Source organism: Plantactinospora soyae (assembly GCF_014874095.1).
Lineage (GTDB): Bacteria > Actinomycetota > Actinomycetes > Mycobacteriales > Micromonosporaceae > Plantactinospora > Plantactinospora soyae.
Genome location: NZ_JADBEB010000001.1, coordinates 7,305,857 through 7,325,003, shown reverse-complemented (window position 1 = coordinate 7,325,003; position 19,147 = coordinate 7,305,857). Strand labels below are relative to the sequence as shown.

The 19,147-nt window shown below is 69.0% G+C and carries 17 protein-coding genes; 4 read left to right on the top strand and 13 right to left on the bottom strand.

The genetic code is table 11. The features are described 5' to 3' along the window. Window positions 1-3: 3 nt before the first annotated feature. The 4 genes from H4W31_RS32130 to H4W31_RS32115 form a co-directional block, all read right to left on the bottom strand. Window positions 4-981: a BadF/BadG/BcrA/BcrD ATPase family protein gene (locus tag H4W31_RS32130; protein ID WP_192770050.1), complete on the bottom strand. Its 978-nt coding sequence runs from the start codon at window positions 979-981 to the stop codon at window positions 4-6. 87 nt (window positions 982-1,068) lie between these two features. Next, window positions 1,069-2,223 carry an SIS domain-containing protein gene (locus tag H4W31_RS32125; protein WP_192770049.1) on the bottom strand — a complete coding sequence of 385 codons (1,155 nt, stop codon included), beginning with the start codon at window positions 2,221-2,223 and terminating at the stop codon, window positions 1,069-1,071. Continuing rightward, complete coding sequence (locus H4W31_RS32120) at window positions 2,220-3,521, bottom strand: D-tagatose-bisphosphate aldolase, class II, non-catalytic subunit (protein ID WP_192770048.1); 1,302 nt, start codon at window positions 3,519-3,521, stop codon at window positions 2,220-2,222. Before H4W31_RS32120 ends, H4W31_RS32125 begins: the two co-directional genes overlap by 4 nt. 504 nt (window positions 3,522-4,025) lie before the next feature. After that, window positions 4,026-4,814, bottom strand: coding sequence for a GntR family transcriptional regulator (locus H4W31_RS32115; RefSeq protein WP_225945777.1), 789 nt, complete (start codon window positions 4,812-4,814; stop codon window positions 4,026-4,028). Window positions 4,815-4,995: 181 nt separating this feature from the next. Here H4W31_RS32115 and H4W31_RS32110 point away from each other — a divergent pair, with 181 nt between their 5' ends. Beyond that, window positions 4,996-5,187: a class II D-tagatose-bisphosphate aldolase non-catalytic subunit gene (locus tag H4W31_RS32110; protein ID WP_192770047.1), complete on the top strand. Its 192-nt coding sequence runs from the start codon at window positions 4,996-4,998 to the stop codon at window positions 5,185-5,187. A gap of 146 nt (window positions 5,188-5,333) precedes the next feature. Beyond that, window positions 5,334-7,409, top strand: a complete 2,076-nt coding sequence (locus tag H4W31_RS32105) for a glycoside hydrolase family 36 protein (protein WP_192770046.1) — start codon at window positions 5,334-5,336, stop codon at window positions 7,407-7,409. Between the two features lie 254 nt (window positions 7,410-7,663). Here H4W31_RS32105 and H4W31_RS32100 read toward each other — a convergent pair whose 3' ends face one another. From H4W31_RS32100 to H4W31_RS32075, 6 genes are all read right to left on the bottom strand, one after another. After that, window positions 7,664-9,199 carry an alpha-N-arabinofuranosidase gene (locus H4W31_RS32100; protein ID WP_192770045.1) on the bottom strand — a complete coding sequence of 512 codons (1,536 nt, stop codon included), beginning with the start codon at window positions 9,197-9,199 and terminating at the stop codon, window positions 7,664-7,666. Window positions 9,200-9,242: 43 nt separating this feature from the next. Further along, complete coding sequence (locus H4W31_RS32095) at window positions 9,243-10,061, bottom strand: carbohydrate ABC transporter permease (protein ID WP_318783524.1); 819 nt, start codon at window positions 10,059-10,061, stop codon at window positions 9,243-9,245. Continuing rightward, window positions 10,058-11,014 carry a carbohydrate ABC transporter permease gene (locus tag H4W31_RS32090; RefSeq protein ID WP_192770044.1) on the bottom strand — a complete coding sequence of 319 codons (957 nt, stop codon included), beginning with the start codon at window positions 11,012-11,014 and terminating at the stop codon, window positions 10,058-10,060. The genes H4W31_RS32095 and H4W31_RS32090 overlap by 4 nt, the downstream gene beginning before the upstream one ends. Window positions 11,015-11,074: 60 nt before the next feature. Next, entirely contained in the window at window positions 11,075-12,310 is a 1,236-nt protein-coding gene (locus tag H4W31_RS32085; RefSeq protein WP_192770043.1) for an ABC transporter substrate-binding protein, read from the bottom strand. Window positions 12,311-12,566: 256 nt separating this feature from the next. Continuing rightward, entirely contained in the window at window positions 12,567-13,574 is a 1,008-nt protein-coding gene (locus H4W31_RS32080; protein WP_192770042.1) for a LacI family DNA-binding transcriptional regulator, read from the bottom strand. Between the two features lie 42 nt (window positions 13,575-13,616). Then, window positions 13,617-14,570, bottom strand: coding sequence for a glycoside hydrolase family protein (locus H4W31_RS32075; RefSeq protein WP_225947835.1), 954 nt, complete (start codon window positions 14,568-14,570; stop codon window positions 13,617-13,619). A 171-nt stretch (window positions 14,571-14,741) separates the two neighbouring features. Between H4W31_RS32075 and H4W31_RS32070 the strand changes: the two genes are divergently transcribed. Both H4W31_RS32070 and H4W31_RS32065 read left to right on the top strand, forming a co-directional pair. After that, window positions 14,742-16,112 carry an MFS transporter gene (locus tag H4W31_RS32070; RefSeq protein ID WP_192770041.1) on the top strand — a complete coding sequence of 457 codons (1,371 nt, stop codon included), beginning with the start codon at window positions 14,742-14,744 and terminating at the stop codon, window positions 16,110-16,112. A 57-nt stretch (window positions 16,113-16,169) separates the two neighbouring features. Then, the gene (locus H4W31_RS32065; RefSeq protein WP_225945776.1) at window positions 16,170-16,781 is read left to right on the top strand and encodes a DUF4240 domain-containing protein; all 612 of its coding nucleotides are present in this window, start codon (window positions 16,170-16,172) and stop codon (window positions 16,779-16,781) included. A 70-nt stretch (window positions 16,782-16,851) separates the two neighbouring features. Here H4W31_RS32065 and H4W31_RS32060 read toward each other — a convergent pair whose 3' ends face one another. The 3 genes from H4W31_RS32060 to H4W31_RS32050 form a co-directional block, all read right to left on the bottom strand. Then, window positions 16,852-17,112 (bottom strand): hypothetical protein, encoded by a 261-nt coding sequence (locus tag H4W31_RS32060; protein WP_192770040.1) that lies wholly within the window; start codon window positions 17,110-17,112, stop codon window positions 16,852-16,854. Window positions 17,113-17,452: 340 nt separating this feature from the next. After that, window positions 17,453-18,427, bottom strand: coding sequence for an SLAC1 family transporter (locus tag H4W31_RS32055; RefSeq protein ID WP_192770039.1), 975 nt, complete (start codon window positions 18,425-18,427; stop codon window positions 17,453-17,455). 130 nt (window positions 18,428-18,557) lie between these two features. After that, window positions 18,558-18,929 carry a DUF302 domain-containing protein gene (locus H4W31_RS32050; protein ID WP_192770038.1) on the bottom strand — a complete coding sequence of 124 codons (372 nt, stop codon included), beginning with the start codon at window positions 18,927-18,929 and terminating at the stop codon, window positions 18,558-18,560. Window positions 18,930-19,147 lie beyond the last annotated feature (218 nt).

Sequence of the window (19,147 nt, the reverse complement as noted above, 5' to 3'; positions counted from 1 at the left end):
TCCTCAGGCGGCGGTGGCGGGCGGGGTGGTCCGGAGATGCTCGAGCGCGTCGGCGCTCAGCGGGCTGCGGGCCTGTTTCGCGGCGTAGAGCGCCGCGCCGACGACCGGTGGATACAAGGGCTGACGAAGGTCGTACCGGTCGTGCAGCGTGTGTAGGTGCTGTCGGAATGCCTCGCGCACCTGCCGTGCGTGGAACGTGCCGCCGGAGTAGGAGACCAGCACCTGCTCGTCGACGGCGTAGCCGAGTCGGCGGCGGGTGGTCTCCACCAGGTGGGCGAGTTCCCGGCCGGCCTCGGCGAGGATCGCCACGGCCGCCTCGTCGCCCTGGTCGGCGGCGCGGGTGACCAGTGGGCTCAGCGCCGCGATCCGGCCGCGGTCACCCTGCCACCGGTTCAGCACGATGTCGATCAGATCGAGGTCCGCGGACAGCTCCAGGTGGTTGCGCAGGACCTCCAGGAGCGGACCGGCGGGCTGTCGACCGTCGCTCATCCGGGAGAAGGCCTGCAGGCCGCGGATGGCGATCCAGTACGCCGAGCCCTCGTCGCCGAACAGTTCGCTCCAGCCGCCGACGCGCAGGCCGGAACCGGCACGTTCACCGTAGGTCATCGATCCGGTGCCGCTGATCACGTTGATGCCGTCCGCAGCGCCCAGCGAGCCGGACCAGCCGCAGACCATGTCGTTGTCGACCCGGTACCGTTCGTGGCCGAGGGCCTCCCGTGGCGCCGCCTCGAGAGCGGCGACGTCGTCGCTGACCTCGCCGTAGGTGGGGATCCCGAAGAACGCGAAGTCGATGTCGGCCGGGGTGATGCCGGCCGTCGCACAGACGGCGCCGACGCCCTCCTTGAGGACCCGGGTCACCAGGTCGATGCCTTCGCTGAAGTAGTAGCTGCTCGCGGTGGTGGCCTGGGCCACGACCGAGCCGTCCGCCCTCAGTAGGCAGAAGGCGGTCTTGGTGCCGCCACCGTCCACGCCGAGGAACATTCGTCTCACCTCCGTCTGGCGTCACTGCTGACGTCGCCGTCCGGGCCGGGGCGGCCCTGATCTGGACCTGTTGGGTCTGGCCGCGAATCAGCGGCGCAGGGGGTGCATGATCGCGCCCTGGACGACCCGGTTGACCTCCCCGCCGGGGAAGGGGTTGTCGGGCGTGCGCCCGAGCGCCAGGGAGAAGTGCAGTCCGATCAGCTGCGCGCAGATCACGGCGGGCAGCGCCAGCGCGGCGTCGTCCACGTCCTCGAGACCGGGCAGGGTCCAGGCGTTGTCCCTGGCCGGCTGCCCACTGTGGCCGGTGACGGTGACGAGGTCGCACTCCGGGATGACCCGCAGCAGCTCGGCCACCATGTCGCGGTCGTACTGGCTGGTGTACGGGTCGTTGGACTCGTAGCTGACCACCAGGGTCTGGTCGTTGAGCACGGATTTCGGTCCGTGCCGGAAGGCCAGCGCGGACTCGGCCAGGGCCACCGCGCGGCCGGCGGTCAGCTCCAGGACCTTCAGCGCGGACTCCCGGGCCACCCCGTGCAGCGTCCCGCTGCCGAGGTAGACGATCCGGGAGTAACCGCGGGCGGCGAGGTCGGCCGCCGCGGCCGGCCGGGTGGCCAGGATCCGCTCGGCCGCGGTGGCGAGCCGCTCCACCAGGTCCTCGTCGGGGCCGCCCAGGGTCAGCAGGCCGGCCAGCACCATGCCGGTGAAGCTGGACGTCATCGCGAAGCCCCGGTCGTTGGCCGCTTCGGGCAGCAGCAGCACCTGCGAGGTAGGCCGGTCGGCGTGCTGGCCGGCCAGCCGGCCCCGGTCGTTGCAGGTCACCACCAGGTGCCAGCAGTCGGTCAGCACCTGCGTGGCAAGCTCGGGGGCGGTGACGCTCTCCGGGCTGTCGCCCGAGCGGGCGAACGACACCAGCAGCGTCGGGACGTCCTCGGCGAAGCAGGCCAGCGGATCGGCCACGATGTCGGTGGTGGCGACGGCGTCCACCCGGCGGCCGAGCCGCCGACGCAGCGACGGCGCCAGCACCTCGCCAACGTACGCGGAGGTGCCCGCGCCGGTGAGGACGATGCGCAGGTCGGGCCGTTCGAGCAGCGGCTTCAGAAACGCGGCGGTCGCCGCGTCCGACTCCGTCGCCATCCGGCCGATCTGGCGCCACACGGCCGGCTGCTGGGCGATCTCGCGGCTGGTGTCGAGGGCGCCGCGCCGGCGCAGATAGTCGGGCTGCAGGTCGAGGAGGGCGCTCATGCCGCCCGCCGCCCCTGGGCCGGGGTGACCGCGTGGCGGTAGCCGCGCAGGACGTCGCGGACGCGGTCGAGGACGAGCTCGACGGGGTCGTTGCCGAGGGTGCCGTCGCGGACCCGTTGGTACTGGTCGGGCAGGTACTGGCTGAGCAGCGGCAGCGGGATGATCCGGTCGGTCAGGTTGGCCAGCAGGCGCCGCTCGGCGGCCTGGATCTCCGGGTCCGGCCAGTAGTAGCGCATCCGGTCGCTGTAGCTGTACCGCCGGGCCAGGCGCTGCTCGGCGGCGTCGCCGGTGTAGTACTTCGCCCACTGCCCGGGCTCGGCGCACATCCGCTGCTCGACCACCTCCGGCAGGCTCGAGCGGTCGTGCTCCGGCACGAGTTCGGCCTCGATCGCGGCCAGCGCGAACAGGGCCTCCCGCAGCGCGAAGGTCACGCCGGGCCCGACCTTGAGCACGGCCCAGTGATCCTCGACCAGGGCGGCGAGTCGCGGGACCGTCTGGTAGTCCGTGGAGTGGGCCTCGAAGACCATCGCCGGCTCGTCGTCCAGGACCCGCTGCAGGTCCTTGGTCCGGTCCCGGTCGTAGTCCACGACCCGGAGGTGGTCGAACTCGACGCCCGGCTGCACGACCAGGGCGATCACCTGCGGCCACACGTGCTCGAGGCCCTGCTCGGCGAAGGCCGCCCGGTGCCGGGCCAGGGTGCCACGGGCCGACCCGGCGGTGGTGGGTAGGAGTTCCTCGATCGTCTCCTCGGCGCCACCGGGAACCGGGACCTCGGTGCCGATGACGTACCGGAGTTCCCCGGCCCGCCCCAGGGCGGCGGCGGTCTTCTCGGCGACCGCGAGCATCCGGGCGGCGCGGGCGGCCATCACCTCGTCGGTCAACGGGGTCCGGTCGTCCGCGCAGGGGTAGCTGCAGTCAAGGTGGATCTTCGTGAAGCCGGCCTCGACGTACGCCGCCACGAGCACGTCGGCGCGGGCCATGGCCTGCTCTGCCGGCAACGAACGCCACCGGTTCGGGCCCAGGTGGTCACCGCCGAGCACGACCCGCTCCCGAGGCAGCCCGGCCCGGTCGGCGGCCCGGTGCACCAGGTCCCGGAAGTCCGCCGGTCGCATACCGGTATAGCCGCCGTCCTGGTCGACCTGGTTCGAGGTCGCCTCGATCAACACCGGGTCGCCGTCTTCCCGGGCCTGGGCCATCGCGGCCCGCAGGACCAGCGGATGGGCGGAGCAGATCGACGTGATGCCGACCGGTTCCCCCTGTTTGTGCAGGGCGACGACGGTGTCGAGCGGGTTACTCACGGGGTGGTTCCTCCTCCTCGCCGTTCCGAAGCTGGTTGGACCCTACTGGTATTTCATGTGGCCGGCTACTGTCTAGTTGGTATTAAATTTGGTACGCTCCAACCTCGATCTCGGCCACCGCTTCGGGCCCCGGACCGCCGGCTCATCTCGGCGTCCAGGGAGCCGTCACCCCGACATCGGAGCGCTGCTGGTTTTCACCCCGAATGACCACGAGCGACGGCCGCACCCCGGCGCCGAACTGCGCGGGATGCGGCGGCCGTACTACCTCGACGGCCTGTCGTCCTGCCGGAGAAGAGCCAGCTACCGCCCTCGCCCTGCTCCTGGCCATCGCCCGGCGGCTGTGAGTGAACCTCTCGTCGGCGCGGGTCGAGGAGACCGCCGGCCGACCCATGGCGGTGGCCGGCGGTCAGGCATCTCCGCGGTTACGCGGTGAGTCGGCGATCGCCGACTCACCGCCCGGGATGGATGCTGGTCAGGTCGAGGCGGTGCCGGGATGGATGCTGATCAGGGCCGGTTGGTGATGGAGGCCCGGAAGCGGTAGCGGTCCCCCCGGTAGACCTGAACGGTCAGCTCGATCGGGCGGCCCGCCTGGTTGAAGGTCAGCTGGGTCGCGACGAGCATCGGCATGGTGTCCGCGATGCCGAACAGTTCGATCTCCCGTGGCGTCGGGTGGCGGGCTTCGACCGAGTAGTCGGCAACGCGCGGCAGCTGCGGCGGGTCCGCCTCGCGCAGTGTGGCGTACAGCGAGGCGCTGTTGAAGTCGGTTTCGGCCAGGGCCGGGCAGGCCGCCAACGGGAGCCGGTTGTGTTCGAGTACGACCAGCAGGTCGTCGAGGAAGCGCAGTCGGTGGAGTTCGAAGAGGTCGGCGCCGGGGGCGATGCGGAGGTCCTCGGCCTCGGACACCGTTGCCGGGCGTACCGCGGCAGAGAGAACCCGGCTGCTCGGCGTCAGGCCGTTGACGCGGGCGAAGTCGGCGAGGCCCTGCACCTGGGGGGCTGCCGAAGTGGACGCCATCGCCGGGTCGGGGAACTGGTCGAGGTCGGCGACGAACCAGCCGCGGGTCGACGAGGGTCGTACGATGCCTCGCGACTCCAGGTCGGCGAGGGCGGCTCGCAGCGTGACGCGCGAAACGGCGTACCGAGTTGCCAGCGCCCGCTCGGAGGGCAGCCGGTCGCCGGTGCGGGCTGCGGTGGCGCGCAGGTCGTCGAGTAGCTGCCCGGCGGTGCGCTCGTAGAGCGGGAGCGCGTCGTCAGCGAACAGGCCACGGGGCATCCGCGTCCTCGCAACAGTCATACCAGGCGACCATACCAGTTCTATCGATCCTTGAAGTCCGTCGCCCGCGGCCGGCCCGCCGCCTCGGCTTACGCCACGGTGACCAAACCAAGAACCTACCGGGAACCGACCATTGACAAGCCAATCGTATACCACCTACGTTCGTCGAGCAGACCATCCCGCAGCGAATGGGGAACGCTCGATGAGTGAGCTTCTGCTCGATCTTGCCCGGCGCCAGCCTGCCGGGTCGGCGGTTGGTATCCCTTTGGTCTGCTCTGTGCATCCACTGATGATCGAGGCGGCGGTGTCGCAGTCCTTCGACGATGGCGCCCCGCAGCCGGTGGATGCGACGTCGAACCAGGTCTACCGGCCCGTCGGCTACCAGGGCGGGTAGCCGACGGGTTTCCGTGACCTCGTCCTCGACACCGCAGAACGCGTCGACAGGTTCGCGGTGGCTCGATCTCGATCATCCACAAGCGACGAGCGAAGGGTGCGGCCTGGTCGTCAGAGCTGCGCAACGAGCCCGAAGGGAGTTCCGACATGACCGACATGAAGCGGCGGAGCGTACTGAAGTTGGCACTGGGGGGCGCCGGCCTGGCCGCCGTCCCTGCCGTGACCGTGGGCGTGGGCGCCACACCCGCAGCCGCCGCACCGAACCGTGATCCCGATGTCGTCGGGGTCGGCGACACCTCGATCACCGTGGAGTTCGACGACAAACTGCGCAGCCGGGTGGCCCTGCGGGACGTCAACGTCACGCGCTTCGACGCCAGCGAAGCCCTGCTGGTGGGTGATACCACAATCGACGAGTTCACCTACCGTGGACACGAGACCCGCAAGACCAGGCACCCCCGGCATGGCGCGGGCGTCGAGGTGATCGTCCGGGGCGACTCCGGGACTGGCGTACGGAAGACGGTGGAACTGACCTCCTTCCAGCGCCTGACCGCGATGATCGTGATGAAGGTGACCTACACCAACATGTCCGGTGCCGACCTGAAGGTGACCGGATGGCGCAGCGGAGCCCACGAACTCCTCACCAAGCCCAGTGGCTTCTACACCTTTTCCGGTAGTACCTATGAGGACCGTCGCGACTGGGTGCAGCCGTTGACGGACGGGTTCGACCAGAAGAATTCGCTGGGGATGGACTCCTCCGACTACGGCGGCGGTACGCCGATGGCGAGCGTCTGGCGTCCGGGCGCGGGCCTTTCCGTCGGGCACGTCGAGCCGGTGGCGAGGATCCTTCGCCTCCCGGTTCGCCAGACGGCCAACGGAGCGAGCATCGCCGTCGAAGGCGACGCCACCCGCACCCTGAAGCCGGGCCAGCGGCTGACCACCGACACCACGTTCCTGACGGCGCACTCGGGCGACCACTTCGTGCCGCTCCAGCGTTACCGCGACTACATGAGTGACGTCGGCCAGCGTGCCCCGAAGACGCCGAAGTCGGCCTATGAATCCATCTGGTGCGCCTGGGGGTACGAGCGCGACTTCACCGTCGAGCAGGTCGTCGCGACGCTGCCCAAGGTGCGTGAGGTCGGCCTCAAGTGGGCCGGGCTCGACGACGGCTGGCAGACCAACGAGGGCGACTGGGACATCAACCTGCAGAAGTTCCCGCGGGGTGAGGCGGACATGCGAGCCTTCACCAAGCAGATCCGGGACGCCGGCCTGCGGCCGCGGCTGTGGTGGGCCCCGCTGGCGGCGGATCCCGAGAGCAACCTGTTCAAGGAACGCCCCGACATGCTTCTGCTGGACCGCGACGGCAAGATGCAGCGAGTGACCTGGTGGAACGCCTGGACGCTGTGCCCGGCGTACCAGCCCACCGTGGACTACTTCGTCGATCAGGTGAGGACGTTCATCCGTGACTGGGGCTACGAGGGACTCAAGATCGACGGTCAGCACCTGAATGGCGTCACACCCTGCTACAACCCGGCGCACGGGCACGCCCGCCCCGAGGAGTCGACCGAGGGCCTGGCGCAGTTCTGGAAGGCGGTGTACGACGCCGCACACAAGGCGAACCGCGACGCCGTCGTCGAGCTCTGCCCCTGCGGCACCGCCTTCGCCTTCCACAACCTGCCCTACATCGACCAGTACCCGGGCTCGGACCCGACCTCGTCCTACCAGGTCCGCACCAAGGGCAAGACGATGAAGGCGCTGATGGGTCAGGGCGGCAGTTACGCCGGCGACCATGTCGAACTGAGCGACAACGGCGACGACTTCGCCTCCAGCTACGGCGTGGGAGCCGTCCTGTCGACCAAGTTCACCTACCCGGCGGGCCCGGACAACGACACCCTGCTGACCTCGGAGAAGGAGGCTCTCTGGCGCAAATGGGTGCGCCTGTACAACGAGAACATGCTGCCCACCGGCGAGTACCGGGGCGAGCTGTACGACGTCGGCTTCGACAAGCCCGAGGCGCATGTCGTGACCAAGGGCAGGGCCCTGCACTACGCCTTCTACGCCGACCAATGGGACGGGACGGTCGAGTTGCGTGGTCTGGGCCGGACCAGGTACCGCTTGACCGACCCGTTCAACGGCGTCTCCCTCGGCACCGTCGACGCCAGGCACAACACGGTGAGGCTGACCTTCGACAAGTTCCAACTCATCGTGGCCGAGCCCATCGACTGATCCGGTTGCACCGGGATGTCTGAGCCGCGAGGTCTCCGGTAGAGGGTTCACCGATCAACGAGAACCTGAGATACCGGAGACCTCGCGGCCATCCTGACGTCCGACGCATCGCCGGCGGTCGACAATCATGCGCGGACGGCACGGGACGATGACACGATGAATCGACCAATGCCTGGCCGCCGCTGTGACAGCCGCTCCCCGAGTCGGATCCTCCGCGTCCCGGCACCCGGCCGACACCTGCGGGACGCACACCGTCAGATCGCCGTGAGCCGCAGACGTACCGTCACGTACGCGTGCGGCGGCAGGTCGACCTCGAGCCCGCGGGCGTGTGTACGTACACCGGTGTGTGGTGTCGGCACGACCCCGTCGGGGTTCTCGGCGCTGTTGTGGTCGGTCAGCGACCGGGCGGTGAGCAGGTGCGCCTCGTGGCCGGTGAACTCCCGCCCGCGCAGGTCCAGGACGACCGTCTGGGCCTGCGTGGCGTGCAGGTTGGTCAGCGACACCAGCGCGGAGTCGTCCTTGGTGGACGCCGACGCGGACAGCACGCTCAGCTCGGCGCCCTCGACATCGACCCGGGGCAGGTCACCGCGCAGGTGTACGGTGAGCGCCCGCGCGTCGTGGTGCCCGGTGTTCATCGCGAACACGTGGTACGTCGGAGTGCGGACGAGCGCGCCGGTCCGCTCGTCGGTGAGCAGCATCGCCTGGAGAACGTTGACCGTCTGCGCGATGTTGGCCATGACGACCCGTCCCGCGAAACGGTGGAAGACGTCGAAGTGAACCGCGGCCACGAGCGCGTCCCGCATGGTGTTCTGTTGGTGGAGGAAGCCGGGGTTGGTTCCCTCCTCCACGTCCCACCAGGTGCCCCACTCGTCGACGACCAGCCCGATCGCCCGGTGCGGGTCGTAACAGTCCATGACGGCGGCGTGTCCGCGTACCAGTTCCTCGATGTGTCGGGCCCGGAGCATGGTGAGGTAGTAGTCGTCGGTCGTGAACCGGGTCGCCGTTCCGCGCTTGGCGCCCTCGCCGTTGTGGGTGTAGTAGTGCAGCGAGAGTGCCTGGAACGGGCCCTTCGGTTGGCGGGAGCACCCCAGGCAGTTCAGCGTCTTCATCAGGGTCTCGGTCCACGCGTAGTCGTCGGTGTTGGCGCCGGCGGCGATGCGGTAGACCTGGTTGCCGTCGTGGTCGCGCACGAACGTGGCGTACCGGCGGGCCAGGTCGGCGTACGCCTCGGCGCGCATGTTGCCGCCGCAGCCCCACGCCTCGTTGCCGATGCCCCAGAACGGCACCCGCCATGGCCGGTCACGTCCGTTCGCCTTGCGCAGCGCGGCCATGGGGGAGTCACCGTCGCGGGTCAGGTACTCGACCCACTCGCTCATCTCCCGGACGGTGCCGGATCCGACGTTGCCGTTGACGTACGGGTCCGCGCCCAGAAGTTCGCACAGCGCCATGAACTCGTGCGTGCCGAAGTGGTTGTTCTCCTCGACGTTGCCCCAGTGCGTGTTCACCATCCGGGGTCGCTGCTCGCGCGGGCCGATGCCGTCCTTCCAGTGGTACTCGTCGGCGAAGCATCCGCCGGGCCAGCGCAGGTTCGGGATCGCGATCGCCCGTAGCGCCTCGACGACGTCGGCGCGGATCCCGCCGACGTTCGGCACCGTGGAGTCCTCGCCGACCCAGAACCCGTCGTAGATGCACCGTCCGAGGTGCTCGGCGAAGTGGCCGTAGACGTGGCGGCTGATGGTGGGGCCGGGCAGGTCGAGGTTGACGACGGCGTGGATGGGCGCGGTGGTCACTGCTGTGCTCCTCGGAAGTGGTTGTCGGGTGCGCGGTGTCCGGTCAGCCCTTGACACCACCGGAGAGCAGGCCGTTGACGATGTGGCGCTGCGTGAAGACGAAGAAGACGACCATCGGGACCAGTGCGACGACGGAGAGCGTCATGAACGCCGGCCAGTCGGTCGTGAACTCGCCGACGGCGTTGTAGACCTGCAGGACGACGGTGCGCTTGTCCGGCGAGGAGATGAACACGTTGGGCGTGATGAAGTCGTTCCAGACCCACATGGTCTGGAACACGCCGACGGTGATCAGGATGGGTTTGATGAGCGGCAGGACGATCCGCCAGAAGATCTGCCACACGCCCGCACCGTCGATGCGCGCCGCCTCGACGATCTCGAAGGGCAACGTCTTCATGTACCCGTGGATGAGGAAGAACGAGAAGATGGCGCCGCCGGCGTACATGACGATCAGGCCGTTGAGCGAGTCGACCAGCTCCACCTCGACCAGCGTGCGGTACAGCGGGATGAGGGTGGCCTGGGTGGGCACCACGAAGGCGATCAGCAGCACCACCCCGACCACCCGGTTGAACCGGGTGGCGCGCATGACGATGCCGTACGCGGCCATCGCGCCCACCGCCAGTTGCACGAGGACCGACCCGATCGTGACGTAGAGGGTGTTGGCGAAGCTGCGCAGGATCTGGACGCGGTCGAAGATCTCCGTGTAGTTGCCGAAGTACCACGGCGAGGGCAGCCCGAGCGGTGTGGCCGTCATGTCGGGCTGTGTCTTGAACGTGTTGACCACGATGTAGTACAGCGGCAGCCCGACCACACCGGCGAGGGCGATCATTACCAGCGAGAGCAGTACGCGCCGGGCGCGGGTCACAGGACACTCCTCTCGATCCGGCGGGACACCAGCAGTTGGCCGATGGAGAACGCCGCGACGGCGATCGTGAAGACGACGGCCAGCGCCGAGGCCAGGCCGTACCGGCCCTGCCCGACGCCACTGGTGATGATCGATTGGGTGATGGTCTGGGTGGCGTACCCCGGCCCGCCCTTGGTCAGCGTGTAGGGCAGGTCGAACACCTTCAGCCCGCCGGTCATGAGCAGAAACTGACTGATGACGATCGCCGGTGTCAGCAGTGGCAGCGTGATCCGCCGGAACTGCTGCAGGGCCGAGGCGCCGTCCAGGGTGGCGACCTCGTAGTACTCCGCCGGAATGGACTGGAGGTAGGCCAGGTACAGCACGGCGTGCCAGCCTGCGGTGCCCCAGACGGCGACGGCGATCACGGATCCCCGTGCCAGGTTGGCGTCCGACAGCCACGGGACCGGCCCGGCACCGAACAGCTTCTCCAGCGCCGAGTTGAGCACGCCGGAGCCCAGCGGGGACAGGATGTACCCCCAGACCAGTCCCAGGATGGCCAGGCTCGGCACCGACGGGAAGAAGAACACCGACCGGACCAGGTTGCGGCCGAGGAAGCGACGGTTGAGTGCGACGGCCAGCGGGACCGCGACGACGGTGACGAGCAGGGTCGTGCCGATCGCGAACAGGATCGTGAACGTCAGCCCTGCCAACATCGAGGCGTCGGAGAGGATCAGCCGGTAGTTCTTCAGGCCGACGAAGGTGACGTCGGTCGAGTAGCCACTGAAATCGGTGAAGCTCCAGTAGGCGGTCTGGCCGAGCGGAATGACGAACAGGACCACGAAGACCGCGGCGACCGGGATCAGGAACAACTGGTGTGCGGTGAGCCCGTCCCGTCTGCCGCGGCGACCCGGACGCCGCTGGCCCACGGCGGACGTGGCGGCCGCCGTCGAGCCGGGAGGTGCGAGCGTAGACATGGCTGTCTCCTCCTGTGGACGGGGTGAGGGCCACCGGGCCCGCCACCGGACCGGCGAGGGTCAGGACGTGGCGAGCTTGCGGTCGAGGGCGGCGGCGACCTCTTCGGGTGTGGCCTGCTTCTGCGCCATGAGCTGCAACTGCGCCACCGCCTCGACGTTCAGCAGGTCCTCGGCCCGGGTCCAGGCGATCTGCGGCAGGTAGAACCTGCCGGCGCGTACGTTCGCCACGATCGGCTGAAGCGCCTCGTCGATCGGCGGCTCGAAGTTCTCGGTGACGGTGATCGCGTTGCTGGCCTTCTGATAGGGCTTGATGCCCTGTTCCGAGGCCAGGAACGTCAGGAACGTCCGGGCGGCGTCGACGTTCTCGGACTTGGCGCTGATCGCCCAGCCGGGGCCCGCCGCGCCGGCCAGGAAGACGCTGCCCCCGGGCGCGGCCGGAACGGGCACCATCGCGAACTTCAGGTCGGGCGCCTTCTGCCGGATGCTCGCGATGTTCCACGGGCCGGACGGGAACATCGCGACCCGGCCGGTAGCGAACTCGTCGACCACCTGGTCAGGCTTGAGTCCGGCCACCGACGACGGTTCCAGACCGTCGGCGAAGATGCGGTTGTACTGCCTGAGCGGTTCCGCCCACTCGCGCGCGAACGTCGACTCCCCGTTGAAGATTCTGGTGTCCATCTGGAGGCCCTGCGCGACGTTGTGGGCACCGAGGAACGCCGACAGCACCGTCGGCATGCCGTCCAGCGCCTCCAGGAACGGGGTGATGCCGGCACCCTTGAGCCGGGCGCACAGGGCGAGGAACTCGTCCCAGGTCTGTGGTGGCTCGGTCGCGCCGACCTTGGCCAGCAGGTCCTTGTTGTACATGATGCCGGCGCCCCAGGAACTGACCGACAGGCCGTAGACGGCGTCGTCCCGTCCGTACGTCTTGGTGTTGATCTCCGGTAGGCCCTTGATGAACGGCTCGTTCGACAGGTCGAGAACGTGCTTACCGTTGATGAGGTTGGTCTTGTTCTCGGCGGCGATGAGGAAGACGTCGGGAGCCTTGCCGGACAACACCCGGGTCTGCAGTGTCTGGATGTACTCGGCGACGGGCGGGGAGTACGACATCTCGAGCGTGATGTCGGGGTGCGCGGCCCGGAAGGCGTCGAGCACCGGTTGCATCGTGGTCTCGTTGTCCCAGGAGAGCACCGACAGGGTGTTGCCCCCGCCGCCGTCGTCGTCGGAGCACGCCGACAGTGACAGCGACAGCGCGGTCACGGCGAGCGCGGTGGTCAGCACGGCAAGGGGTCGTCGCATCGTCAGGATCCTTTCGCTACCCGAATGTTCGTGTGGACAGACAGTCGGCGGCATCGTGGATCGGCCGGGGGAGGGGCCTGCCCTCGGTCACGGCCACGTCTCCGGGGGCGGGTGGGCGTCCTGCCGCTGACCCCGATCACCGCGCCGCCCGGAGGCGGGGATGTGACCTCGACCATGTTTTGTATCGTTACATGTTTCCGTAATGTTGCACAATAGGGAACTCGGGACCCACCCGACCTACGGGTACGCGACGGAATCAGCCGCCGGTCGACTCCCTCGCCACCAGGGAGAAGTGGCTGACGAACTCCTCGTGGCCGTCAACCGACGTGGATCCCTCGATCCGCCGGACCAGCAGGTCCACCGCCCGGGTCGCCATCATCACGTGGTCCGGATCGATGGTGGACAGCGACGGCACGAGGAACTCGCCCTCCTCGACGTTGTCGAAGCCGATCACCTTGACCTCGTCGGGTACCCGGATCCCCAGGTCGGCCAGCCCGCGCAGCACTCCTACCGCCACGGTGTCCGTCACGCAGAACACACCGTCGAAGTCCGCGCCCCCGTCGCGCATCGCCCGGATCCGCTCGGCGCCAGCCCTCATGGTGGACGACCCGAGTTCGTGCACGAGGGCCGGATCGTAGGGAATGCCCGCGCTCTCCAGTGCCAGCCGGTAACCGGAACGCCGCAGGCTCGACACGTCAACCTCGTCCCCGACCTGTCCGGAGAGCATCGCGATGCGCCGGCAGCCGCGGTCGATCAGGTGACGAGTGGCCGCTCGTGACCCATCGACGTTCGGCATGGCGACGTGGTCGACGGGACCGTCGAAGATCCGCTCGCCGAGGATGACCACGGGGTAGTCCACCTTGAGGCGTTCGACATCCTTCGGGCCCATCCCCACCGTGCTCAGGATCAGTCCGTCGTAGAGCCGGTTGCGGGACAGGGACAGGGCATCGAGTTCGTTCTCCCGCGAGGCGCCGGTCTGCTCGATGCTGACCCTGATGCCGTACTTCTCCGTGGCCGCGATGATGAGGGCCGCGAGCTGGCCGTAGTAGGGGCGGTTGACCTCGGGGACGGCCAGTCCGATGGTGCCGGTTCGGCCCTTGCGGAGATTGCGGGCCGCGACGTTGACGCGGTAGTCGAGCTTGGCCATCGCGAGAAGGACTTTTTCCCGCGTCGACTTGCGCACGTGAGGGTGGTCGTTGATGACGTGCGACACGGTCATCGGTGAGACCCCGGCGGCCTTCGCCACGTCCTGAATCGTCGCCACGTCTGCTCCCGGTAAACCGTTCAGGACCCGCCCGGGTTCATGTTACTGCAGGCCATCGCCCGGACCCGGCGGAAGGATCGGCGCCGACAGCGACTCGTCACGGTCACAGACGAGCCGGCCGTCTTCGACCGCCACCCGGGCCACCTGGATCGACGTGCGCCGAGTCGCGTACGTGGCCGGCGCGGTGTCCGGACGCCGCTCGGGGTGCGTGAAGTAGAAGACCAGTGCGTCGTCCCCGCGTACGACCACGTCGGCGTGCAGACCGACGGTGGCGTCGTCGCGGTGCCGACCCGGCGCGTCGAGAATCAGCCCCTGCGGCTGCCAGCTGTCCATGTCGTCCGATCGCAGGACACGCTGGCCGTGCCACTCGTCGACGAGCATCCAGTGGAATCCGCCGAGGGTGAACACGTTGGGGCCCTCGTGCGCGCAGATGCGTACCGCCGGCCCGCGGACCCGCCACGCGTACAGGTCGTCGCTGTCCGCGGCCCAGGTGTGCGAACGGTCGGCCTCGTCCTTGTACCACATCCGGTAGCCGCCACCGGGCCGTGCGGCGACGCAGGCATCGATCACGTAGTCCGAGGAGAGGGCGAGGGTGGCGTGGTAGCGCCAGGTCACCAGGTCCGGGCTGGAGTAGTGCCGGATGTGCCGCTCGTGTCCGGCCCACTGCGCCGGCACGCCCCGGATGGTCGACACGTACATGTGGTAGGTGGTGCCGTCATCGACGATCTCGGGAGCCCAGTACGTGTGCCGGCCCCACTCGGTGTCCAGACCCTGGATGACGCCGCGGTAGAGCCAGGTCGCGCCACCGTCCGTCGACGAGGCCACACCGAGGTCGGTGCCGTGGATCCAACTCACACCGGGCAGATCGGGCGCCTTGGCCCGGCGGCTGGTATAGACCATCCACCATGCCTGCTCAGCGCGGTTCCACACCAGGACCGGATCGGCCGCGCCATCGAAGACGGGGTCACGGTAGAGCGGGCGCGGAATGGCTGGCACTCCAGTAGTGTAACGATACAAGATCGGCCCACAACCCGGTGCCGTCGCTGCCGGGTTTATCGAAGTCTGTCGCGGGTAACAGGCGAGATGCGTCAGGGGCCCCTTGCAAAAAGCTACCTGGGCGCGGTGGCACTCGTCGTTTTCTCCCTGGCCCCGTACCTGGTCCTGACGGTGGCCGTCATCCCGCTCGGCGAGATCATCTCCACCAGCCTCGGCATGTCCCGCGCAACGTTGCAGGTGACGGCAAGCCTGTCCGCGGGTGCGTACGCCGTCGGCACGCTGCTGGCCGCGCAGCTCGCCATGCACCTTCCGCCGCGACGCATGCTGATCATCTATGAGGTCTGTTTCTTCGTCGCATCCATCCTCGCTGCCGCGGCGCCGAACGCGACGGTGTTCATCGCGGCCTTCATCGCCCAGGGGCTGCTGACCAGCCTCATGTTGATCGCCGCGTTACCGCCGTTGGTCACCTCTTGGCCCGTCTCCAAGATGCCGATCAGTGCCGGCCTCCTGAACCTGTGCATCTTCGGCGCCGTGGCCGCCGGCCCGACCATCGGCGCGCTGCAAGCCACCGGGGGAAGCTGGCGGTGGCTGTTCTGGGGCGTGGCGGGGATAGCCGGCTTGGCGCTGCTGTTCTCCGTCCTGACCTTCCGCGACGTCCCGCCTCAAGATCCCAGCGCGCCCTGGGACTTCGTCGCGCTGGGTCTGGGTGTGATCGGCTGCGGTGCCGCGTTCTACGGCGCGGGTCAACTGCAGGCCAGCATGAGCGCCGACGTGCAGTCGATCGTTCCCCTGGCCGCCGGAGCCGCCCTGATCGCGTTCCTGGTCGTCTACGAGTACCGGCTGCCCAACCCGCTCGTACCGGTCAAGCAACTCGCCACCTCGGTTCCCCTGGCAGGGATCTTCGCCGCCCTCACCGCCAGTGCCGCCGCCATCGGCGCCACCGAACTCCTCCTGACCGCGCTGCACACCAGCAGCAAACCCAGCATCATCGCGCAAATCTTCATCCCCGAACTCGTTGCCGCCGTCGCCGTCGCCGTACTGTTCGCGCTACTGTTCCGGACCCGGTTCACCCCGCTGCTGACCGCCGGTGGCCTGCTGATGGTCGTGGCATCCGCGGCACTGTTGATAGCCACGTTCCCCACGGTCAGTCCCGCCCTCGCGGTGGCCACCGGCCTGCTCGGGCTGGGCGTGGCAGCGGCGGTATCACCGGCCCTGTTCCTGGCGGGTCTCTCCCTGCGGTCGAAGATGCTGCAGCGGGTTTTCGCCCTGATCGAGCTGCTGCGGGCCGTGACTGCCTTCCTCACCGCCCCGATCCTCGTGTTCCTCGCCGGAACCCTGAGCGATGACCAGGCAACCGGCACCCGCGGTGCGCTCTGGATCTGTCTCGGCATTGCCGCGATCGGCTTCGTCGGTGCTACCGCGCTGTACCTGTCGGGCCGGCCCCGTCTGGAAACGCCAGACCTGGAGCGCTGGCAGGGCCGAGGCGAACCCGCCTGGGAGACCCCGCCGCTTTTCAGCGCCCTGCCGCGCAAACGGCGGTAAGGACGGCGGCACAGCTCCAGCGTCCGCCGCAGAACGGTGCCGACTTGCGGCGTCGACATGTCGTACCCGGGTGCGATCCTGCCCGGCGTGGATATCGACGCGTTCTGGCGCCTCATCGAGGAAAGCAGGGCCGCAACCGTTGATCAGGATCAACGTGCCGAGTGGCTGACCGATCGGCTCGCGCGAATGCCGACGGTGGACATCGAGGACTTTCAGATCCATCTCGATGTCGTGCGGCAACGGGTCGACACCTGGCACATGTGGGGTGCCGCCGACCGGATCCGCCACGGCCTCTGCTCCGACGACGGGTTCTGGTACTTCCAGTGCTGGTTGGTGGGTCTGGGACGGGAGCAGTTCGAGCGGGTCGCCGTGGATCCGGACCTGCTGGCCGAGGTGCCTCTCGTGCAGCAACTCGTAGGCCGTAGGCTGAGCGAGCTGAGCGACGACGAGTGGCCCGCCTGGGAGTTGTTGGACTGCGTGGCTGACGAGGCCCACGAGCGGGCAATAGCGCGGGCGGACGCGCTCGACGACGCGTTGGAGGCTCGGGGTCACCTCCTCCGTCAGTCCTCACCCGATCCGCAGGACGAACAGTGGAACTTCCGTGATCAGGGCGAGATGGCTCGACGGTACCCACGCCTGAGTCGCATGTTCCCGATGTCGGGTCGCTGACCGTGGCCCGTCACTGGATCCCGGTGGCGGGTCGCCATGGGTGGCGGCTTCCACCGGCCGTGGGTATGGGTCAGGCGACCGAGAAGGTGACGGTTCCCTGATAGTCGCCGGCGATGACGCCGGGCGGAAACGCGACCACCACGCTGGGGTTCCAGGTGGCGGAGTTCTCCTCGATCGGGCCGAACCACTGGGCTGCGGTCTGGGGCGCCGAGAGGACGAGGCCGGACTGGGCGACGAAGGTGCCGGTGCCGCTGGTGGCCAGTGCCGGTCCGGACCAGTACGTCACGGCGTCGCCGGAGATCGTCCCGAGTTCCGGCTGGGTCCCGTGCACGAAGTCGGTGACGGAGATGGCGACCGATCCGGAGTTCGCTGCCAGGGCTGCGATCCCCCATCGGGTCGGCGCCGCCTCCGGCGGTTCGGGCGGCGACAGCAGCGTTGCCGGGAGCGGCGGCTACTACGGCGGCTCGCCCGTTGACTACGGCGCAGGCGGCGACTCCGGTGGGAGCAGCGGCTACGGCGCAGCGGCGACTCCGGTGGGAGCAGCGGCTGCGGCGGAGGCGGGGGCTGCGGGAGCGGCGGAGGCGGGTGATCCCGGTACGCCAGGACCTCGGTCGCGGCATCCGGACCGTTGCACCCGGAGCGTGCCCTCCTCGTTGTGCCGGGCCGGGTGTTCAGCGTTGCGGTCGGGTGGGTGCCGGAGGCGTTGGCAGCAGTTGCCCACGGGCCGCGGCGACGACCGTCCGGACGGCGATGCCACCGATCAGCGCGGTGATCGCGGCCAGCACCAGGTACGCGTAGATCCGGTGCCCGGACGGCCGGTAGTAGGAGATCCAGTGCAACGTGGTCGTCGCCACCGCCGCGAACGGGAAGGTGAACGCCCAGAACGTGGGGGCGAACGACAGGCGCAGGTACGCGGGCAGGAGCCGGACCTGCGCGAGGACCATCAGCAGCCCGTACCCGGAGATCAGTGAGACGAAGAAGTCGATCCGCTCCCCGTTGAGGGCGAGTATCGCCACGCTGGCCAGCGCGGCGGGCGCCACCTCGATGGCCAGCGTCGGAATCAGCGCCGGCGGCAGCGGCGGCCGGAAGAACAGCCGGTTGAGCGTCAGCGAGCCGATGACGAGCCAGCAGACGAGCCCGAGTCCCAGCATGAGCACGGCGAGTAGGCGCTGTCCGACGACCGCGGCGCCGGCGGCGGCGACGAATCCGCCGGCCACGGTGGGTAGGAAGTAGCCGGGGTGCATGCGGTCGAGGTCGAGCGGGCCGTAGATCCATTGGCCGGTTATCCATCCGCCAAACAGCACGGTGAGGACGAGGAACACGTCGACGACGATCCGGGCGGCGCCGAGGTTGCGCGGCGTGAGGCCCTGCGCGGCGAGCAGGATTGGCGTGATCAAGGCGAGCGAGAGGAACGGGGCGAGCACCGGGTCGAGCAGGTCGGCGACGAGTGTGCGGCGGACCGACCAGGCGTAGGCCGCGTAGCCGGCCGTGGTGGCCAGCCAGACCACCGCCGCGAGGATGAGCAGGGCATCGCCGACCCAGCTCGGCGCGTTGCCGTTGCCCGCCGCGACCACCCAACTGCCCGCCAGCCCGGCCAGCCCGAACGGAATGCCGAAGAAGTTCGGCGGGACGCGGACGGCAGCCATCGGGGGACCTCCCTGCTAGAGCCTTGGGTGCACGCTGCCGAGGGCCGCCGCCGAGCCCGCGACGAGGCGGCGCCGGGGTGGCTTCGCACGCTGTGTGAGTGGTCGGTCCGGGCCGTGCTCAGCGCCGTGCTCAGCCCGCGCCAACCGCAGAGGCGATCTTGGCGGGGGCGTTCAGGGGTGCCAGCTGATCCTCGCCCAGCCCGTACCGTTGGGCGAGGTATGCGGGGTCCTGCCAGGTGACCAGCGATCCGGGCTGGCCGTCGTCCCGGACCATGAGCCGCATCGGCAGGTCGATGGCGATCTCGGGACAGCCCTGCATGAGCGGAGTGCCCGCCTGCGGATTGCCAAAGATGATCACCTGTGTGTCGGGCATGCTCAGCCCGACCTTGCGGGCGGCCGCCGCATGGTCGACCACCACCGCCACCACGGCGCCCACACGTTCCGCCTCGGCCCGCAGAGCGGAGACCGTCTCGTCGACACCGTGGGCGCTGCGCCTGGTCATCAATCCTTCGTTCACAGACGACCCCCGCTTACCGTTTCGCTGGGCGAATCTGTTCCATCTTGCCCGGAATTGGATCTCACTCGGCGGGGTTTGCCGAAATGAGTCGTTGCACCCGCCGGGCTGTCGGCGCCGGCACAGGTGTCGACCGCGCTGCGCCGTCCCGGGGCTCAGGCGGCGCCCGGGTGGCGGGTTACCGCAGATGAGGCCGCGTGATCTCG